Origin of the sequence: Exilibacterium tricleocarpae (assembly GCF_007004655.1) — a bacterium.
Lineage (GTDB): Bacteria > Pseudomonadota > Gammaproteobacteria > Pseudomonadales > Cellvibrionaceae > Exilibacterium > Exilibacterium tricleocarpae.
In genome coordinates, this window is sequence record NZ_ML660096.1 from 200274 (window position 1) to 215375 (window position 15102).

The following is a 15102-nucleotide window of genomic DNA, read 5'->3' on the forward strand; positions in this document are numbered from 1 at the left end:
GGGATCAATAATGACTATCAAAATACCGGCACTGGCGTGCCTGTTGCTGGCGGGGTTTTCCGTTATCGCCGCCGACAACATCGCCACCCTCAGAGGCGATGCGGCGTTGCACGAACAGGGTAAGGCCACCGCCCTCACCCCGGTAGAAAACAAAGACCTCAGGCGCAAGCGCAACTCGCCCATGGAGCCGCCCACCATCCCCCATAAAATCGACAATTACCAGGTCGATTTGCGCACCAACAAATGCCTGACATGCCACAGCCGCAAGCGCGCCGCCGACAGCCAGGCGCCGATGGTGAGCGTCACCCATTACATGGACCGCTACGGCAACTTCCTCGCCGCGGTGTCCCCGCGCCGCTACTTCTGCCAGCAGTGCCACGTGGTGCAGCACGACAGCAAACCCCTGGTGCAAAACACGTTCAAGGATATCGATGAACTGCTGCAAAAGCAGGGGGACCCGCGGTGAAAAAAAAGATTCAATTTTATTGGAATATCATCCGCAAACCCAGCGTGCACTACAGCCTTGGCTTTCTGAGCTTCGGCGGCTTCCTGATGGGCATCATATTCTGGGGCGGTTTCAATACGGCAATGGAGTTTACCAACACCGAGGCATTTTGCACCGGCTGCCACGAGATGCACGACAATGTTTACGTAGAACTGCAAGACACCGTTCACTTCAACAACCGTTCGGGGGTGCGGGCCATGTGTTCCGACTGTCACGTTCCCCACAACTGGACCGATAAGATCGCCCGCAAGATGCAGGCCTCGAAGGAAGTGTGGGGAACGATTTTCGGCACCATCAACACGCGGGAAAAATTCGAGGCAAAACGCCGCGAACTGGCTGAGCACGAATGGGCGCGACTAAAAGCCAACGACTCGCTGGAGTGTCGCAACTGCCACAATTTCGACTATATGGACTTCACCAAACAGAGCCCCCGTGCGGCACAACAACATTCGACGGCCCTGGCCAGTGGCGAGAAGACCTGTATCGACTGCCACAAGGGTATAGCCCACCAGTTGCCGGATATGTCGGGTGTCGAGGGCTGGGACTGAGCAGCCCCCAATTACAGCAAAACTACGACAGAATTACGACAGAGTAACCGGGGAGACAAAACCTTCCGGTTTGACGGCCAGCACCGAGCAGTTGAGCCGGTTGAGAATGGTTTCCGCCGTATTGCCCATCAAAAAGCCGGGAATACCACTGCGCGCCAGCGTGCCCATCACCACCAGGTCGGCCTCTATGCTTTTGGTAAACGCCGGTATCTCCTCGCGCGGCCAGCCTTTAATCACATGTATCTGCGGCTTGATATACTCCAGCGCCTGCCCCACCGAACCGGTCACCTCAGCCAGTAGACGATCCAGGTTATCGCTGTATTGTTGCTTCACCTGATTGACATAAGCACCGACTTTCTCCTCCGGCATATTCATAAAGCCGCCCTGCATGGCCGACTCGTAGCGGGCTCGCCAAACGGCGACAATATGCAGGCTGGCAAATTCCGACAGCGCCAGGGAGCTGGCCATTTCGAGAATCTGGACATTGAGTTGATGGCGGGTGTTCAACTCGTCTTCGTCATAAAACTCATCCACATCCACCGGTGCGACTATGCGCTGGTAAGCCCGGCCGACCTGCGGCTTGACCAGCCAGACCGGGCACGGGCACTTGCGCAACAGGTGCATGTCGTCGCTGCCAAAAACACGATCCAGCAACCCGCCGCTTACCGGCGCCTTGATCACCAGGTCGCACTGATCGCGCAGTACCGCGCGAATGATTTCCAAAAACGCCGGTCCCATCAAGACACGGGTGTGCACATCGAGGTTTTCACCCAGGCGGGCCACCTGCGAGTCCAGCGCCTGTTGTTGTGCGGCGAGGAAATGTGTGCGCAGATCGGCCAGAGTCGGGGCACCCGTCGGCAATTCCAGGTCGGGCTCTATCTCGTCGGCCACCATCACCACGCGCAGTTGTGCCTGGTTGCTGGCGGCCAGCGCCGCCGCCCGCTGCAGGGCCGTGCCGTTGTCCGCGTCGGGCGACAGGGCACAGAGAATATTTTTAAATCTTCGCATAGGACCGTGCTCCACTTTAGTAGACTCCCCCATTAAGACTCAGGTTTCACGTGCGAGTTGCAGCTCCTCGGCTGCAAACATCTTGTCCACGGCTTCCGTCGCCGCATCGACAAACGGGGTCAGCACCCGGTCGGCGCCGGCTTCGCGCAACAGTGCCGCATCGCGGGCGGAGTTGGCGGTCACCGCCACCCGCCCGCGGTAACCGCAGTCGCGCAGGCCGTGTATCAAGGCGATGTTTACCGCCGCATCGCGGATACTGCTCAACAGCCAGGTCACCTGCCCCAGGGGCAGGGTGGAAAGAAATTCCGTCGCTTCAGCGTCACCGTAACGCACCGGGTAATCGAGGCCGTGGCGACGGTGCAGCAGATCGGGGTTGAAGTCCACCCCCAGCACCCGCTGGCCGCGACGGCGCAGCTCCTGGGCGATGCCGGCACCAAAGCGCCCCAGACCGAACAGCACCACATCGTACTGATCCTCATGCAACTGGCCGGTATGGGTGTCTTCCCGATAGGCCCGCTTGCGCTCAAAGACCGACAACAGCGGCGCTACTCGCTCATAAAGAGGGTGGGAGTACAAAATCATGTAAGTGGAGGCGCTGATGGTGATCAACCCCACCAGGGTGATCAGTCCCATGGTATCGCTGCCGATATGCCCCAGACTCATCCCCAGGGCACCAAGGATGAGCGAAAATTCACTGATCTGCGCGACCGCCAGGCCGGCCAGGAACCCCGTGCGCTTGCGATAACCCATAGCGCCCATGATGGCCACCACGATCAAGGGGTTGCCGATCAGCACAAACAGCGACAGGATAATGGCCGGCACGACCTGCGCACCGAGTGTCGCCAGGTCCAGCCCCGCGCCCAGGTCGATAAAGAAAAACAACAGCAGAAAATCCCGCAGGCTCACCAGGCGCGCGCCTATCGCCTCGCGGTAGGGCGTCGAGGCGAGCGAGACGCCGGCGAGAAAAGCGCCTACCTCTTTACTAAAGCCGAGATACACGCCGAGCGCACCCAGCGCCACCGGCCAGGCGATGGCAAACAGCACCAGCAGTTCGGTGGAGCGGGCCAGTTGATGCAGCAGCGGGGTCAACACATAGCGCATCAACAGGCCGATGGTGCCAATGAACAGGCCGCCTTTGATCAGGACTTCCACCGCCTCGGCACCGAGGCCGACGATATCGCCGGCCTCCCCCAGAGCCGTCAGCCCGATCATGACCAACACCACCACAATGTCCTGAACAATCAGGAAACCGATGGCAATGCGCCCGTGCAGGGCGTCCACTTCACGTTTATCGGACAGCAGTTTGACAATAATAATGGTGCTGGAGAAGGTCAGTGCCACCGCCACATAGAGCGCGGTCACCGGGCTCATACCGAGGGCAAGGGCGATGGCGTAACCGATCACTGCCGTGAAAAACACCTGACCCAACCCGGTGGCCAGCGCTACCGGTCCCATGGTGCGGATGATATGCAGATCGAGCTTGAGCCCCACTACAAACAACAGCAGCGCAATACCCAGCTTGGCCAGCAGGTCGACCTGGTCGCCCGCCGACACCCAGCCGAGCACCGACGGGCCCACCAATATCCCCACCGCAATAAAGGCGACAATCAGCGGCTGGCGCAGCCGCATGCCCAGGGCACCGATAACAACGGTGACAAACAGCAGCACCGCCATCTCAGTGAAAACGTCGCCAAAAATGGATGTCATAATTCAATCAGCCGGTCGATGACAGCACCTTACCGCGCTCCTACTCTTGCGTCCAGAGTGCACGGTAACATCGCTGCGCCGTGAGTTTTTGATCTGTATCAGACAGAGTTTTCAAGCCACAGACCCGCGGCTATTATTGACCTGTATCACTGACTTTTTCGCCCCTGTAGTTAGCATGGTTATCAACTGAGGAGGTCGGAAATGCACAGCTCTAACCCGCCACTGCAACACCCGGTTGCGTGTCTTCTGCTAGCCGTTTTGTTTAATGCGCTTGCCGCTGCCGCCGCAGCGCAAAACGACATCACCTTCGATGGCTTGCAGCGCGTCCCGCACAGCAAACTGGACGAAGTCTATGTCAACCCTGATGCCGACTTCGCCCGCTACCGGCGCCTGATGCTGGTAGAGCCGACGGTGGCGTTTCAGAAGGGGTGGAAACGGGAACACCGCTCGGTGTCGGACCGCGATATCGAACAACTCAAACACCGGGTGGCGAAGCTGTTTCGCGAGGTGATGGTAGAGGAAATGGAAGCGGGTGGTCACCCCGTGGTTACTGAGCCGGGCGCCGATGTGCTGTTGGCGCGACCCGCCATTATCGATCTCGACATCACGGCGCCCGACGTCACCACGGCGGGGCGGGTGCAGACCTACGTCACCAGTGCCGGCGCGGCGACGCTGTACCTGGAGTTATTCGACTCTTACTCCGGTGCTATTCTGGCGCGCATCATCGACCGCAAGGCCAGCCGCGACGATCGCATCTTCCATTTGAGTTCCCGGGTTTACAACACCGCCGAGGCCCGGCGAGTTGTGCGCCGTTGGGCGAAGCTGCTGCTGGAGCGCTGGGACGAGATACACGGCGCCACACCCAGGGAACCCTGACGGCCTGATCTGGAGGAGAATTACCGCCCCACGCCGGCAAGGGAGATCGGGGGCAAAGTCGAACTAAACGCCAACCGTCTCACTTTACCGCTTTCGGCGAATCGGCGGCCTGTAGCCGCCGATCGAAGATCGGGGCGCGGGGCTGCAGCGCCGCGCGATGGGCCTGCAAAGCTGCTAATACCTCCGCCACAGCCTGCGGATTGCGTTTGCCGATATCGAAACGCTCGCCCGGGTCCTGAGTCAGGTTAAACAGCGCCGGCGGGCTGTGCTCCACCCGCTGCGGCGGCAGACCATAGGCGCCGGCCGACACCAGCCGCAGCTTGTAAGGACCTTTGCGGAACGCCTGCAATTCATCCGCCCGATAGTAAGCCACTTCATCGCGAGGACTGGGCGCGCCCTGTTTGAGGGTGGCGGTGAGATCAAAACCGTCGCTATCGGCCGGGGCAGTCGCACCCGCCAGGGCCAGGGCCGTATTATAGATATCGAGGGTAGAGCCTATACCACTCACCACCGCAGGCGCCACGGTACCCGGCCACCAGAACAGCGCCGGCACCCGCATACCGCCCTCGAAGGTAGTGCCCTTGCCGTTGTGGAGCAACCCGGCGCTGCCGCCGTGATGCCGCATGGGCAGCCAGGGGCCATTATCGCTGGTAAATATCACCAGCGTTTGCCGTGCCTGTCCCTCGGCTTCCAGCACCCGGCGAATCTCCCCCACACTCCAGTCCAGTTCCTCGATGACATCGCCGTAGGGACCGCCGCGACTGCGACCCGCAAATGCGTCGCTGGTAAACAGTGGCGTGTGAGGCATGGTATAGGGCAGGTACAACAGGAAGGGGGCCTTGTCGCCGGCACGGATAAAATCCAGCGCCTGCCGGGTGTAATCCCGGGTCAGCGTGCGCTGGTCGACCGGCCGCGCCAGCACCTCGTCGATATAGCCGTTGTCAGCAGTCCGACTGCGAATCAGCGGTACATCCCAGTCTTCAGGGCGCGGCTCCAGGTACTGCCCCCGCCTGGCCGCCAGCTCACGCCGCAGCGCCTTGGCGTCTCCCGCCGCCACCTGCGCCAACAACTGTGGGAAATCCGGACCCCGGGCCCAGCCCATGTCGTTGGAATAAGGCAGCCCGTACCAGTAATCAAATCCGTGGCGGGTGGGGTATGCCGGCGGGGCATCGCCGAGATGCCATTTGCCGATAATGGCGGTGCGATAACCCACCCCGCGCAGGGCCTCGGCCAGGGTCAGTTCCGCCTCGGGTATACCCGCCACCGTATCTCCCGGGAACATCACACCGAGGCGGCGTCCGTAAAGACCGGAGCGCACCGGCAGTTTACCGGTCAGCAGCGCGCCGCGGCTCGGCGAGCATACCGGGGCGGCGGCGTAAAAGTCGGTCCAGCGCTGGCCTTCGCGGGCCAGTTGGTCGAGCGCGGGGGTGCGGTTGTAGGGATGGCCGTAGCTGCCGAGATCGCCGTAGCCGAGGTCGTCGGCAAACAGAATCACGATATTGGGTCGCATGGGCTCGGTGCCCGCCACCCGTTCCGGCGCTGAGGTGTGCAGGCCGCAGCCGCCGAGCAATAGCCAGCCCAGCCAAACCAGTCGCCTTATCACCTTATCCCTCCCGCCACAGACAGGTGCCGTTTTACACCAGTGACTATATAAACAGCGACACTGACGACAGGGAGGCTCGGCAACTGCCAGGCTGGATAACTCGATACGATGGCGTCGAGGTCAGGTAACTGCAAAACCGTTACTGACTGCCGGCCACCACTCGTCCCTGCCCACTGCTTGCTTCTGCCCACTACTTACTTCTATAGGTACCAAAGTGCACATAGGGCGCCCTCGATCTCTGGCCGGGCCATACATGTTCCGGCACTTCGTGGGCGACCGGCTCCAGGGACAGGAGATAGGCGGCGATAGCCCGGGCATCTTCCTCCGACAACTTCGCGTAGGCGGGCCAGGGCATCACCGGCAGGCGGCGCGAGCCGTGGCGGCTGATACCGGTTTTGATCATACGCACCAACTGCTCCTGCTCCCAGGCGCCAATGCCGGTTTCAGGGTCCGGCGTGAGGTTGGCCGGGTAGACAATCCCCGGTAATGTGCCTTCAAAAGGGCTGGTATAGGCGATGCCAACCCTGGAGCCGGCCAGGCGTCGCTCCGCGTTGGGCTGCCCCACCAGCGCCCCGTCGGTATGGCAGGTGGCACAACCCAGAATCTCCACCAGATAGCGGCCTTTGACAGTATCCGGGTTGTTTCTGAGCGGCACGGGCGCTTCGAGAATGGTGGAGGGTTCAAGGGCTTCGTATTCATCCAGGGGATTGAAGGCCGTACTGCAGCCAAACAGGACTGAGAACACACCCGCGATAGTGATAAACCGGCCGTCGATTTTCATAGTGCCTCACAGTTAAGTGACCTTATTTGCTCCGTAATATACAACATCTTATTGCTGTGTCGTTGATCTGGGTTGTCTTTGCGTCGTAAAGCGGCACCCCGGGGGCCTTTTGCAATGGCCTATAATGACCGGTTATTTTGAGAGGCGGGAGCTGAGGGAGTACCCCCCTATATTAAGCGATTGCCTATTGTCACTTGTTAAAAAACACCGTAGCTACTGGGGAATTATCCTTTTTATCCGATTAACATTTATATCGACAGGTAAGCTGTCCCGACTCCGAAGGGGCGAACTGGACACACTTTTTATGGATAGCCACACCAGCAAATCACATGAGATTAAGCCTTACCAACTAACGCATCATCGGTTTTACATAGGTGCTCGATAAGATTTATGGTCCACTGGTATAAACGTTTTTCAGGCACTGGAACATCGAATACCCGAGGGGTTGTACCTGTACCTACTTCGATCCAAGAACTCGTATCGAAAACCAAATTCCAATTGCCCTTTGCAAATGAAAACTTGGATTTTTTCTCGCTCCAACCGTTTTCTTTTAGCGCATCTTCAAAAGACATGTTTCATTCCTTTTGGCCCATAGGGTCGCCATAAAAAGCGAGCAGCTTGTTGCGATTCCAGCGCTGACAGCGCGATTTTCAATGGCCTTATTAGCTTCTCGCTCGGATAGCTTGATATAAGCTACCCAGACATTTTAGAAAACAAGGTATCCCCAGTATAATACCAACAAACATGGTTACTAAAGCAAAGCCTTCGAACTTGCTAAATAAGAAAGCAAGAGCTATACATACCGGAAATAACAGAGAACCCGCGAACCACCACTTTGCCATTTTTAAATGATACTGCCTCTGCGTTTCCTCGACCTCCTCTACGGGCCCAATTTCATGCGTAAAGGCAAAATGCCCTAACCCAGCACGAGGAAAGGCGACAAGCAGTACAAAAGCAATAAAAGGTAATGACGCAAAGGTTGCTGCCCACGCATTTCCTTGACTCAAAAAATAAGTCGTGAGTGCTCCCCAACACAGGAAAGGAAAAGCCAATAAAATAATGGCTCGAATCTTTTTCATACCTGGACAGCTACCGTTTACAGCAGCGGACTGAGCAAGCCGGCTTGCGTAGGCTCGACTGTCTGTGATTGTTAGATGATGAACTTGACCTCATAAATTAGCACACACCAGTCAGTTAATGTTGTTTGATTCGCCTGTCTCTTGAAGTATAAACCCGCAATACAAACCAGTATAGAGATAGGCTTTCTCCGTTCGTATGCTGTAGCCCCGAAGGCGTCTATCTCTGCATAGCGATGCGATAAATGGGCCTGCCGTCCTTGTCTGCCTTTTTGTGTACGCCAAAAACACTGTATATTTACACAATCCATTTAACTATTGTCAAATAGATTTCTCCCTTTATACTACACCGCAGCCCGCTTTTTGCCAGGCAACAGGTAAATAGGCGGTGTTATCAATAATTTAGATATTTTGTACCGGAAGACAGTGGAGCCTGTTATTTCGAATAACGGGAAACACTCGCCTTGCAGCGGACAGGATAAGAGCGCTTCGATAAACCCGCTTCCGATCAGAGACTTAGAGTCGGCGCTCGAATGCGCTAAAAAAGTTATCGAGAACGACCTAAAAGGCACTGAGTTTGAAAGTTATACAAGAATATACGACGAAGAAGCGGAGTAAGCAGTAAACCAATCAAAGCACGCGGACTTGGTAAAGCTGTCGCCTTCTTCGATTGCACAAAAATCCGCTAACTTTACCAGCCTGGCGTTTGAGGCGTTATGCAAATTAAGTAGGCTAATCCATGCAAGAGCTATTTGAAAAGTTAAAAGATAGTAAATCTGCGAAAAGACGCTCGGCAGCAAAGAAACTTAGAAAACTCGGAAATTCTGCAGCCGGCCCTTATTTGTTAGAGGCCCTCAAAAAGGAATTGAAAGACTCTCGCACTTGGGAAACCCAGTATCAAATGATTATGGCTATCGGTGAGTGTGAGTATTCAGCAGCTCTTCCATTCCTGGTTGAATTAATTGAACAACGATTCGAAGCAACGATGATTTACATGGCTGCCGGAGATGCAATAGTCAGGCTTTCTAAAAAAAATGAAAATGATGCATTGCCTGCGATTACGCTTTTTACAACAGGTAATCAAGCCTTGATTGAAGGTGGGCTCCAGGCTGTTGCAATGTTACGTATGTGCCCGCCCAAAGATCAAATATCTAAAATTATCGATTTTGCATCTAATTATGGCGTGGATGAGTACGTGCGATTCTATGTTGCTGTCGCCGCATCTGGTTGGGAAGGCCCGGAAGTAGAGGCTTTTCTAAAGCAGTGTATGGACTCCACCCAGGAGCATTTTAAATCAGCAGTTGAACATGCCCTGAAGAATAAGTATAAAAAATGGGAACCGCTGTAAACGCATAACGAAGCGTTATATCTATGGAGAGGTTTAATGAGCAATAATCCCTATGAAACACCTAGAAGTGAGGTAGGAAGAAGCGGTACCATGACGGGAGACCAACGGCTTACTCCAGGGTCGCTGTTCAAACTCTTATTTATTGGTTTTTTATTTGGGTTGGGTCCGCTTCTTCTAGCTAATGGAATTTATGATCTTGTCACAGGTGGTGAGAGTATGGTTTCGCTAAATGAATCAACATTAAGCGGTACTTCCGGGTTTATAGGGACTTTGGTGTTTATACCTATAATGGCTCTAATTTTTTCTGGAATAACGTGGGTATTTGTAAGTATTGGGACTTGGGTATATTCCCTTTTTTGGAGGCTCAATCTTCAATTTAAAGAATAAACATAACAAACCAAATCAGAGCCGATAGAGACAGAAGTTGCGATGGTTGTTTAAACTTACATCGAAGTAAATTTGGTATCAGGACAACAGAAAGATAAATACAGCTCCAACTTGAACAGCAATTAAACACCATGACAAAACCTTAACCCGGCCCGGTAACTGCCGGTAGAGGGCATACCAGATTGCAACCAGCAGCGCCAGTGAAGTCACCGGGCCCGACAGGTAGATCACAAACACAAGTACTGACCCCGGATTGACGCCCACATCACCGGTAAATACCAGGGGGCTGAATACGATAACCATCAGCCAGAATGGCGCTGCTAGCAGGAGAGAAAGGTGGGCTACTGCGGGGAGTACCCAGGATTTGGAGGTTTGTTCAGGCATAGAGTGTATATACTCACACTTGACCTGGCTTTATCAAGGAAAATTTTCGCGAACCTCTTACCAGCGACCTTGTGCCAATGACAGGCATTGGCACCTCTTGCCGTGGCATGGTGCAGGGACATGACCCCAGTTGTGTCCACTTCGACCTAACGAAAGAAAGGAAAATACCCACCGCGAACCCTGATATCCATCCACACCAGATGGTGATCGGAGGAAATCACCGGGAAGCCTGCGCCCACCAGGTAAAAACTCTCGTCGTTCTCAGTCGGTCGGAACACACCTCCGCAGACAGGCTGCAGACCACGGCGCGACGGTAAGACGTAATCCACCCGTAGGTTGCCGGGATTATTGGGATTGAAATCAGCCGTGTCGAATGCCGGATTGCCGGCGTGCAACTCGTTGGCCAATCCCTCTGCCGCCGCATCGGCAAAACCGCCGAGACTGGCGGGCGTTATCTGCGCATCCACCGCCGGATGTTGCAGGAGCTGGTTGATGGCGCCATCGAAACTGTCGCCGTCAAACGGGTCGGCATTGTAGTCGCCCATAATCACAAACGGTCTATAACTGCCGAGACCACCGCGGCGCCCGGCGTCGTCGCGGATATAGCGCGCGCCCCGATACGGCCCCACATAGTCGGCCCAGAAGCGGATCTCATCGTGGTTGCGGCGACCGTTGCGATCCTCCGGCCCGTCGAAAACCGGCGGCGTCGGGTGAGCGGCCAGCACATGCACGGTGCGACCGCGAATAGAGACTGGCACGTCCCAGTGGCTTTTCGAGGACAACCGAAACACCGCCTGCTCATCGGCACTGTAGTAATCCCCGGGTGCCGGCGTGGTATCGTCGTCCGGCAGCAGGGCATCGGGCATATCGCGCCAGAGGAAGTGCCTGAAGGTCCTGGCCCGATAGTCTTCTATGGGATATTTCGACAACAGCGCCATACCGAACTGTCCGGGAAAAAAACCAAAGCCGTAGGCATCGCCGGGACCCGTAGTGGAACCGTCGTTATCGAAATCCTTGCCGGAGGGCACGCCAGTATTGGAGGGCGCGTTAAACGTGTAGTCGAAGTGAATGGCAGGCTGACCGTTCTGGCTGACGCCCAGGTAGTTTTCCTGGAACAACGCCAGTGCTTCACCATTGCCATCGTAATCAAACTCGTTCAGCAACAGCACATCGGGCCGCACCCGCTGGATAATCTCCGCCACCGCCTTTATCTGCACATCGGCATCGTTACCCGCTTCCATCTGGTCGTCCGGATCGCGCAGATCGGCGATCAACTGGCCTTCGGTGTTGCGATTGAGAAAAGCGTTGAAGGTGGCAAAGCGCACCAGACCGTGATCGCCGCGCTCGGCGGCCCGAGACAGATCAGCGCTCATACAGCCATAGGGGCCATCGGCCTGGGCATGCAGACAGAAACCGGCTAAAGCGGCAATCAAATACGACATCCTGAGGTGTTTCATAAACATTCTCCTGACATGGGTCATTAGATAACCCAGCATTAATGCCACTCAAACTTTACAGTCTGTTGAAGCTGGGATGAAGCTTTTGGGGCAAATATTAACTTTGCTCAGGATGTTGATCAGTCGCTGTTTTTTTGAGGTTAAACGTCGTGCTAACATGGCCGGCTCACGCCGGAGAGGAAAGAAAAAGAAAAAAACCGCCTGTAAATTGAAGTCACTCGGGCGACGGTTATAAACCTTCCCCGTCGCTGCGAAGACACCCAACACTTTCCCTTTTTGAAACAAATCAGTGCAGCGCGCACCACATGCGCGCACCGCCGCCCGCTGTTTACCCCAGACAGAAACCGAGAACTCAAACGATTTCAACCACTTATCCATGAGATAGAGATTGGCGCGCATATTGCTGCATCCGGTATTACCAAGACCTGAGATCGTAATACTGAGATCGTAATAAAGAGGAGAACCCGATGATATCCCTACCACGACTGGTATTGAGCCTTGCCGCAACGCTGGCACTGACCGCGGCAGTCCAGGCGGCGCCCCCCTTGAAGATCGGCTACAGCGATTGGCCGGGCTGGGTCGCCTGGGAGATCGCTATCGAAAAAGGCATGTTCGAACAGGCCGGCGTCGATGTGGAATTCGAGTGGTTCGACTACGTCGCCAGTATGGAAGCGTTTGCCGCAGGCCAGTTGGATGCCGTCGCCATGACCAACGGCGATACCCTGGTAACCGGCGCCACCGGTGCCCGCGGCGTGATGGTCCTGATCAACGACTACAGCAACGGCAACGATATGGTGATCGCCAAACCGGGTATCAATTCAGTCAAAGAACTGAAAGGCAAAAAAGTGGGCGTGGAAATCGGCTTCGTCAGCCACCTGTTGCTGCTCAACGCGCTGGAGAAAAACGGTCTCAAGGAATCCGAGGTGGAGTTAGTCAATGTGCCCACCAACGAAACGCCGCAGGTGCTGGCCTCCGGCCAGGTCGATGCCATAGTCGCCTGGCAGCCCAATTCCGGCCAGGCGCTGAAGCTGGTGCCGGGCGCAACACGCATTTACTCGAGCGCCGACGAGCCCGGGCTGATCTACGATGTACTGGCGGTAGCCCCGACCAGCCTCGCCACCCGGCGCGATGACTGGAAAAAAGTCCTGCAAGTCTGGTATCGGGCCATCGCTTACCTGCAAGCCCCCGCCACCCGCGCCGATGCCATCAAGATTATGGCCGCGCGCGTGGGTATTGCACCCGACGCCTATGCCGAGTTTATCGACGGCACCAAAATACTGACGCTCGAGGAGGCCCTGCCGTTGATGCGCAAGGCGGACGGCTTCAGATCACTCTACGGCTCATCAAAAATTGCCGACGCTTTCAATGTCGACAACAAAGTTTACGACAAAGCGCAGAAGATCGAGACCTATATCGATGCTTCGTTGATGGAAAGCCTTTAAGGCAACACGCCGGCAGCGGCACCCTGTACACTGATAATCGCCACAGCGGAACAGGCATATGGCAGTAAAAAAATGGTTCGCAATCCGCAAGACCCTGCAACCGCAGGCACGGATGGCCGTATCGGTCACCAGCTTTCTACTGCCGCTGTTGATCTGGAGCCTGGTAAGTTATGTGCCTTTTCTCTGGCACCCGAAAGTGGAAGTCGTGACACCAGGCGACGTCAGCTACTTTACCGAGGGAATGCTGGTCGACCGACCGCTGTTTGAAAAAGAAAAACAAACTGTGATCGAGGCCGGCGGGGTGACGCCCCGGGGCGTGCGGGCCAACCCGATCTATCTGCCCGCCCCCCACGAAGTGGTGACGGCGTTTTACACCGCGTTTACCACCGAACCGAAACGCCGCAGCGAAAAGTGGCTGCACGAAAGCCTGTGGGAAAGTGTGCAGGTGATTTTCTGGGGCTTCCTGCTGTCCTCCCTGATCGGCGTGCCCCTCGGCATACTCGCCGGCACCTATGATTTCTTTTCACGCCTGTTTGAGCCGTTTATCGAATTCTTTCGCTACCTGCCGGCACCGGCATTCGGTGCTTTGGCGGTCGCCATTCTGGGGATTCACCACGCCCCCAAAATCGCGATTATCTTTATCGGCACTTTTTTCCAACAGGTGCTGGTCATCGCCAACACCACTCGCCAGCTCGACCCGGCGCTGCTGGAGGCGGCACAAACCCTCGGCGCCAAAAACCGGGCGCTGCTGTTTCGTGTGGTAGTGCCGGGCATATTGCCGGAGTTGTACCGGGATATGCGTATTTTGCTGGGCTGGGCCTGGACTTACCTGATCGTCGCCGAGTTGATCGGCAGCAGCTCGGGTATCACCTGGTTTATCACTCAACAGGCGCGCTACAAGAATTTCGAAAACGTCTTCGCCGCCATCGTGATGATCGGCATTATCGGCCTGGCCACCGATATGATCATGGCCTGGTGCGGGCGCCGGCTGTTCCCCTGGCAACAGCAGGCCGGCGGCGCCGGCAAGTAGGAGGTCAATACTGTGACATCGAAGCCGAAACTACCGGACTATTTGTTGATGCAAAGCAGCACCGTCAAAGACAGGTTCGAGCGTCTGAAACAAAGACCGGTAACTCTCGAAGTCAATAACCTGGTGAAAGTTTTCGACACGCCGCAAGGCGATGTTACCGCCCTGCAGGCTATCAACTTCACCGTGCACCGGCGCGAATTTGTCTGTGTGGTGGGCGCCTCCGGCTGCGGCAAATCCACCCTGGTCCGCATCCTGGCAGGCCTGGAAACACCCAGCGCCGGCACCATCCGTCTCAACGGCGCCGCCGTCGAGGGCCCCGGCCCCGATCGGGGCATGGTGTTTCAGGGTTACACGCTGTTCCCGTGGCTGACGGTAAAACAAAATGTCATGTTCGGCCTGCGCTGCACCGGCCACAGTCGCTACACCGCCGAGCAGGACGCGCTGCAGTGGATCGACCTGGTCGGGCTCAACCGCTTTGCCGACAGCTACCCGCACCAGTTGTCCGGCGGTATGAAGCAGCGCGTCGCCATCGCCCGGGCGCTGGCCAACCAACCGAAAGTACTGCTGATGGACGAGCCCTTCGGCGCCCTCGACGCCCAGACCCGGGCCCGCATGCAGGCTTACCTGCTGGAGATTTGGCAAAATATCGACATTACCGTCGTGTTTATTACCCACGACCTGGACGAAGCCGTCTATCTGGCCGACCGCATCCTGGTGCTGAAAGCCAACCCGGGCGAAGTCCAAGAGATGATTGAGGTCCCGGTGCCTCACCCGCGCACACCGGCGCAGTTTTTGAGCGCTGAATTTCTCGCCACCAAAAGACGCCTGGAAGAGCTTATTCACCCGCCGGTCACCGTCACCGAGGACGCAGACCGCCTCAATATGGTGAGAATGGTTGCCGTCGACGACGCTGTCGGCAGTGTTTTTTAGTCTGGTCGTGATGTCTTTAA

The 15102-nt window shown here is 56.3% G+C and carries 17 protein-coding genes; 8 read left to right on the forward strand and 9 right to left on the reverse strand.

Going from position 1 to position 15102, the window contains the following annotated elements:
• Positions 1-10: 10 nt before the first annotated feature.
• Together FKG94_RS16605 and FKG94_RS16610 are read left to right on the forward strand one after the other, a co-directional pair.
• Positions 11-466, forward strand: coding sequence for a nitrate reductase cytochrome c-type subunit (locus FKG94_RS16605; protein ID WP_142905448.1), 456 nt, complete (start codon positions 11-13; stop codon positions 464-466).
• Positions 463-1053, forward strand: a complete 591-nt coding sequence (locus tag FKG94_RS16610) for a cytochrome c3 family protein (protein WP_142905449.1) — start codon at positions 463-465, stop codon at positions 1051-1053. The genes FKG94_RS16605 and FKG94_RS16610 overlap by 4 nt, the downstream gene beginning before the upstream one ends.
• Before the next feature lie 33 nt (positions 1054-1086).
• On the opposite strand, the gene FKG94_RS16615 is transcribed toward FKG94_RS16610, so the two are convergent.
• Complete coding sequence (locus FKG94_RS16615) at positions 1087-2061, reverse strand: universal stress protein (RefSeq protein WP_142905450.1); 975 nt, start codon at positions 2059-2061, stop codon at positions 1087-1089.
• A gap of 39 nt (positions 2062-2100) precedes the next feature.
• The gene (locus tag FKG94_RS16620; protein ID WP_142905451.1) at positions 2101-3768 is read right to left on the reverse strand and encodes a cation:proton antiporter; all 1668 of its coding nucleotides are present in this window, start codon (positions 3766-3768) and stop codon (positions 2101-2103) included.
• 201 nt (positions 3769-3969) lie between these two features.
• Here FKG94_RS16620 and FKG94_RS16625 point away from each other — a divergent pair, with 201 nt between their 5' ends.
• Positions 3970-4644, forward strand: coding sequence for a DUF3313 family protein (locus tag FKG94_RS16625; RefSeq protein ID WP_142905452.1), 675 nt, complete (start codon positions 3970-3972; stop codon positions 4642-4644).
• Between the two features lie 79 nt (positions 4645-4723).
• On the opposite strand, the gene FKG94_RS16630 is transcribed toward FKG94_RS16625, so the two are convergent.
• The 4 genes from FKG94_RS16630 to FKG94_RS16645 all read right to left on the reverse strand — a co-directional run bounded on the left by FKG94_RS16630 (position 4724) and on the right by FKG94_RS16645 (position 8107).
• Positions 4724-6247 (reverse strand): sulfatase family protein, encoded by a 1524-nt coding sequence (locus FKG94_RS16630; RefSeq protein WP_142905453.1) that lies wholly within the window; start codon positions 6245-6247, stop codon positions 4724-4726.
• Between the two features lie 190 nt (positions 6248-6437).
• A complete protein-coding gene (locus FKG94_RS16635; protein WP_142905454.1) occupies positions 6438-7028 on the reverse strand; it encodes a c-type cytochrome in 591 nt (196 codons plus the stop codon).
• A 335-nt stretch (positions 7029-7363) separates the two neighbouring features.
• A complete protein-coding gene (locus tag FKG94_RS16640) occupies positions 7364-7600 on the reverse strand; it encodes a hypothetical protein (protein ID WP_142905455.1) in 237 nt (78 codons plus the stop codon).
• Positions 7601-7690: 90 nt separating this feature from the next.
• Positions 7691-8107, reverse strand: a complete 417-nt coding sequence (locus tag FKG94_RS16645) for a hypothetical protein (protein WP_142905456.1) — start codon at positions 8105-8107, stop codon at positions 7691-7693.
• 736 nt (positions 8108-8843) lie between these two features.
• Here FKG94_RS16645 and FKG94_RS16655 point away from each other — a divergent pair.
• Positions 8844-9452 carry a HEAT repeat domain-containing protein gene (locus tag FKG94_RS16655; protein WP_142905458.1) on the forward strand — a complete coding sequence of 203 codons (609 nt, stop codon included), beginning with the start codon at positions 8844-8846 and terminating at the stop codon, positions 9450-9452.
• Between the two features lie 36 nt (positions 9453-9488).
• Positions 9489-9839 carry a hypothetical protein gene (locus tag FKG94_RS16660; protein WP_142905459.1) on the forward strand — a complete coding sequence of 117 codons (351 nt, stop codon included), beginning with the start codon at positions 9489-9491 and terminating at the stop codon, positions 9837-9839.
• 78 nt (positions 9840-9917) lie between these two features.
• Here the strand turns inward: FKG94_RS16660 and FKG94_RS16665 are convergent, their stop codons facing one another.
• The 3 genes from FKG94_RS16665 to FKG94_RS16675 form a co-directional block, all read right to left on the reverse strand.
• Positions 9918-10223, reverse strand: a complete 306-nt coding sequence (locus FKG94_RS16665) for a hypothetical protein (protein ID WP_142905460.1) — start codon at positions 10221-10223, stop codon at positions 9918-9920.
• 146 nt (positions 10224-10369) lie between these two features.
• Entirely contained in the window at positions 10370-11680 is a 1311-nt protein-coding gene (locus FKG94_RS16670; protein ID WP_218943555.1) for an endonuclease/exonuclease/phosphatase family protein, read from the reverse strand.
• Positions 11681-11728: 48 nt separating this feature from the next.
• Positions 11729-12079 (reverse strand): hypothetical protein, encoded by a 351-nt coding sequence (locus FKG94_RS16675; protein WP_142905461.1) that lies wholly within the window; start codon positions 12077-12079, stop codon positions 11729-11731.
• A 68-nt stretch (positions 12080-12147) separates the two neighbouring features.
• Here FKG94_RS16675 and FKG94_RS16680 point away from each other — a divergent pair, with 68 nt between their 5' ends.
• From FKG94_RS16680 to FKG94_RS16690, 3 genes are read left to right on the forward strand one after another with little or no spacing between them, the layout of a single operon-like run.
• Complete coding sequence (locus tag FKG94_RS16680) at positions 12148-13122, forward strand: ABC transporter substrate-binding protein (protein WP_142905462.1); 975 nt, start codon at positions 12148-12150, stop codon at positions 13120-13122.
• A 58-nt stretch (positions 13123-13180) separates the two neighbouring features.
• Entirely contained in the window at positions 13181-14152 is a 972-nt protein-coding gene (locus FKG94_RS16685; protein ID WP_142905463.1) for an ABC transporter permease, read from the forward strand.
• Between the two features lie 12 nt (positions 14153-14164).
• Positions 14165-15082 (forward strand): ABC transporter ATP-binding protein, encoded by a 918-nt coding sequence (locus FKG94_RS16690; RefSeq protein WP_246125212.1) that lies wholly within the window; start codon positions 14165-14167, stop codon positions 15080-15082.
• The last annotated feature ends 20 nt before the right edge of the window (positions 15083-15102 follow it).

Excerpts from the sequence above, each read along its gene's own strand:
- FKG94_RS16605 (WP_142905448.1), top strand. The coding sequence starts at position 11 with ATGACTATCAAAATACCGGCACTGGCGTGCCTGTTGCTGGCGGGGTTT.
- FKG94_RS16615 (WP_142905450.1), bottom strand. The coding sequence starts at position 2,061 with ATGCGAAGATTTAAAAATATTCTCTGTGCCCTGTCGCCCGACGCGGAC.
- FKG94_RS16620 (WP_142905451.1), bottom strand. The coding sequence starts at position 3,768 with ATGACATCCATTTTTGGCGACGTTTTCACTGAGATGGCGGTGCTGCTG.
- FKG94_RS16625 (WP_142905452.1), top strand. The coding sequence starts at position 3,970 with ATGCACAGCTCTAACCCGCCACTGCAACACCCGGTTGCGTGTCTTCTG.
- FKG94_RS16635 (WP_142905454.1), bottom strand. The coding sequence starts at position 7,028 with ATGAAAATCGACGGCCGGTTTATCACTATCGCGGGTGTGTTCTCAGTC.
- FKG94_RS16640 (WP_142905455.1), bottom strand. The coding sequence starts at position 7,600 with ATGTCTTTTGAAGATGCGCTAAAAGAAAACGGTTGGAGCGAGAAAAAA.
- FKG94_RS16645 (WP_142905456.1), bottom strand. The coding sequence starts at position 8,107 with ATGAAAAAGATTCGAGCCATTATTTTATTGGCTTTTCCTTTCCTGTGT.
- FKG94_RS16655 (WP_142905458.1), top strand. The coding sequence starts at position 8,844 with ATGCAAGAGCTATTTGAAAAGTTAAAAGATAGTAAATCTGCGAAAAGA.
- FKG94_RS16660 (WP_142905459.1), top strand. The coding sequence starts at position 9,489 with ATGAGCAATAATCCCTATGAAACACCTAGAAGTGAGGTAGGAAGAAGC.
- FKG94_RS16665 (WP_142905460.1), bottom strand. The coding sequence starts at position 10,223 with ATGCCTGAACAAACCTCCAAATCCTGGGTACTCCCCGCAGTAGCCCAC.
- FKG94_RS16670 (WP_218943555.1), bottom strand. The coding sequence starts at position 11,680 with ATGAAACACCTCAGGATGTCGTATTTGATTGCCGCTTTAGCCGGTTTC.
- FKG94_RS16675 (WP_142905461.1), bottom strand. The coding sequence starts at position 12,079 with ATGCGCGCCAATCTCTATCTCATGGATAAGTGGTTGAAATCGTTTGAG.
- FKG94_RS16680 (WP_142905462.1), top strand. The coding sequence starts at position 12,148 with ATGATATCCCTACCACGACTGGTATTGAGCCTTGCCGCAACGCTGGCA.
- FKG94_RS16685 (WP_142905463.1), top strand. The coding sequence starts at position 13,181 with ATGGCAGTAAAAAAATGGTTCGCAATCCGCAAGACCCTGCAACCGCAG.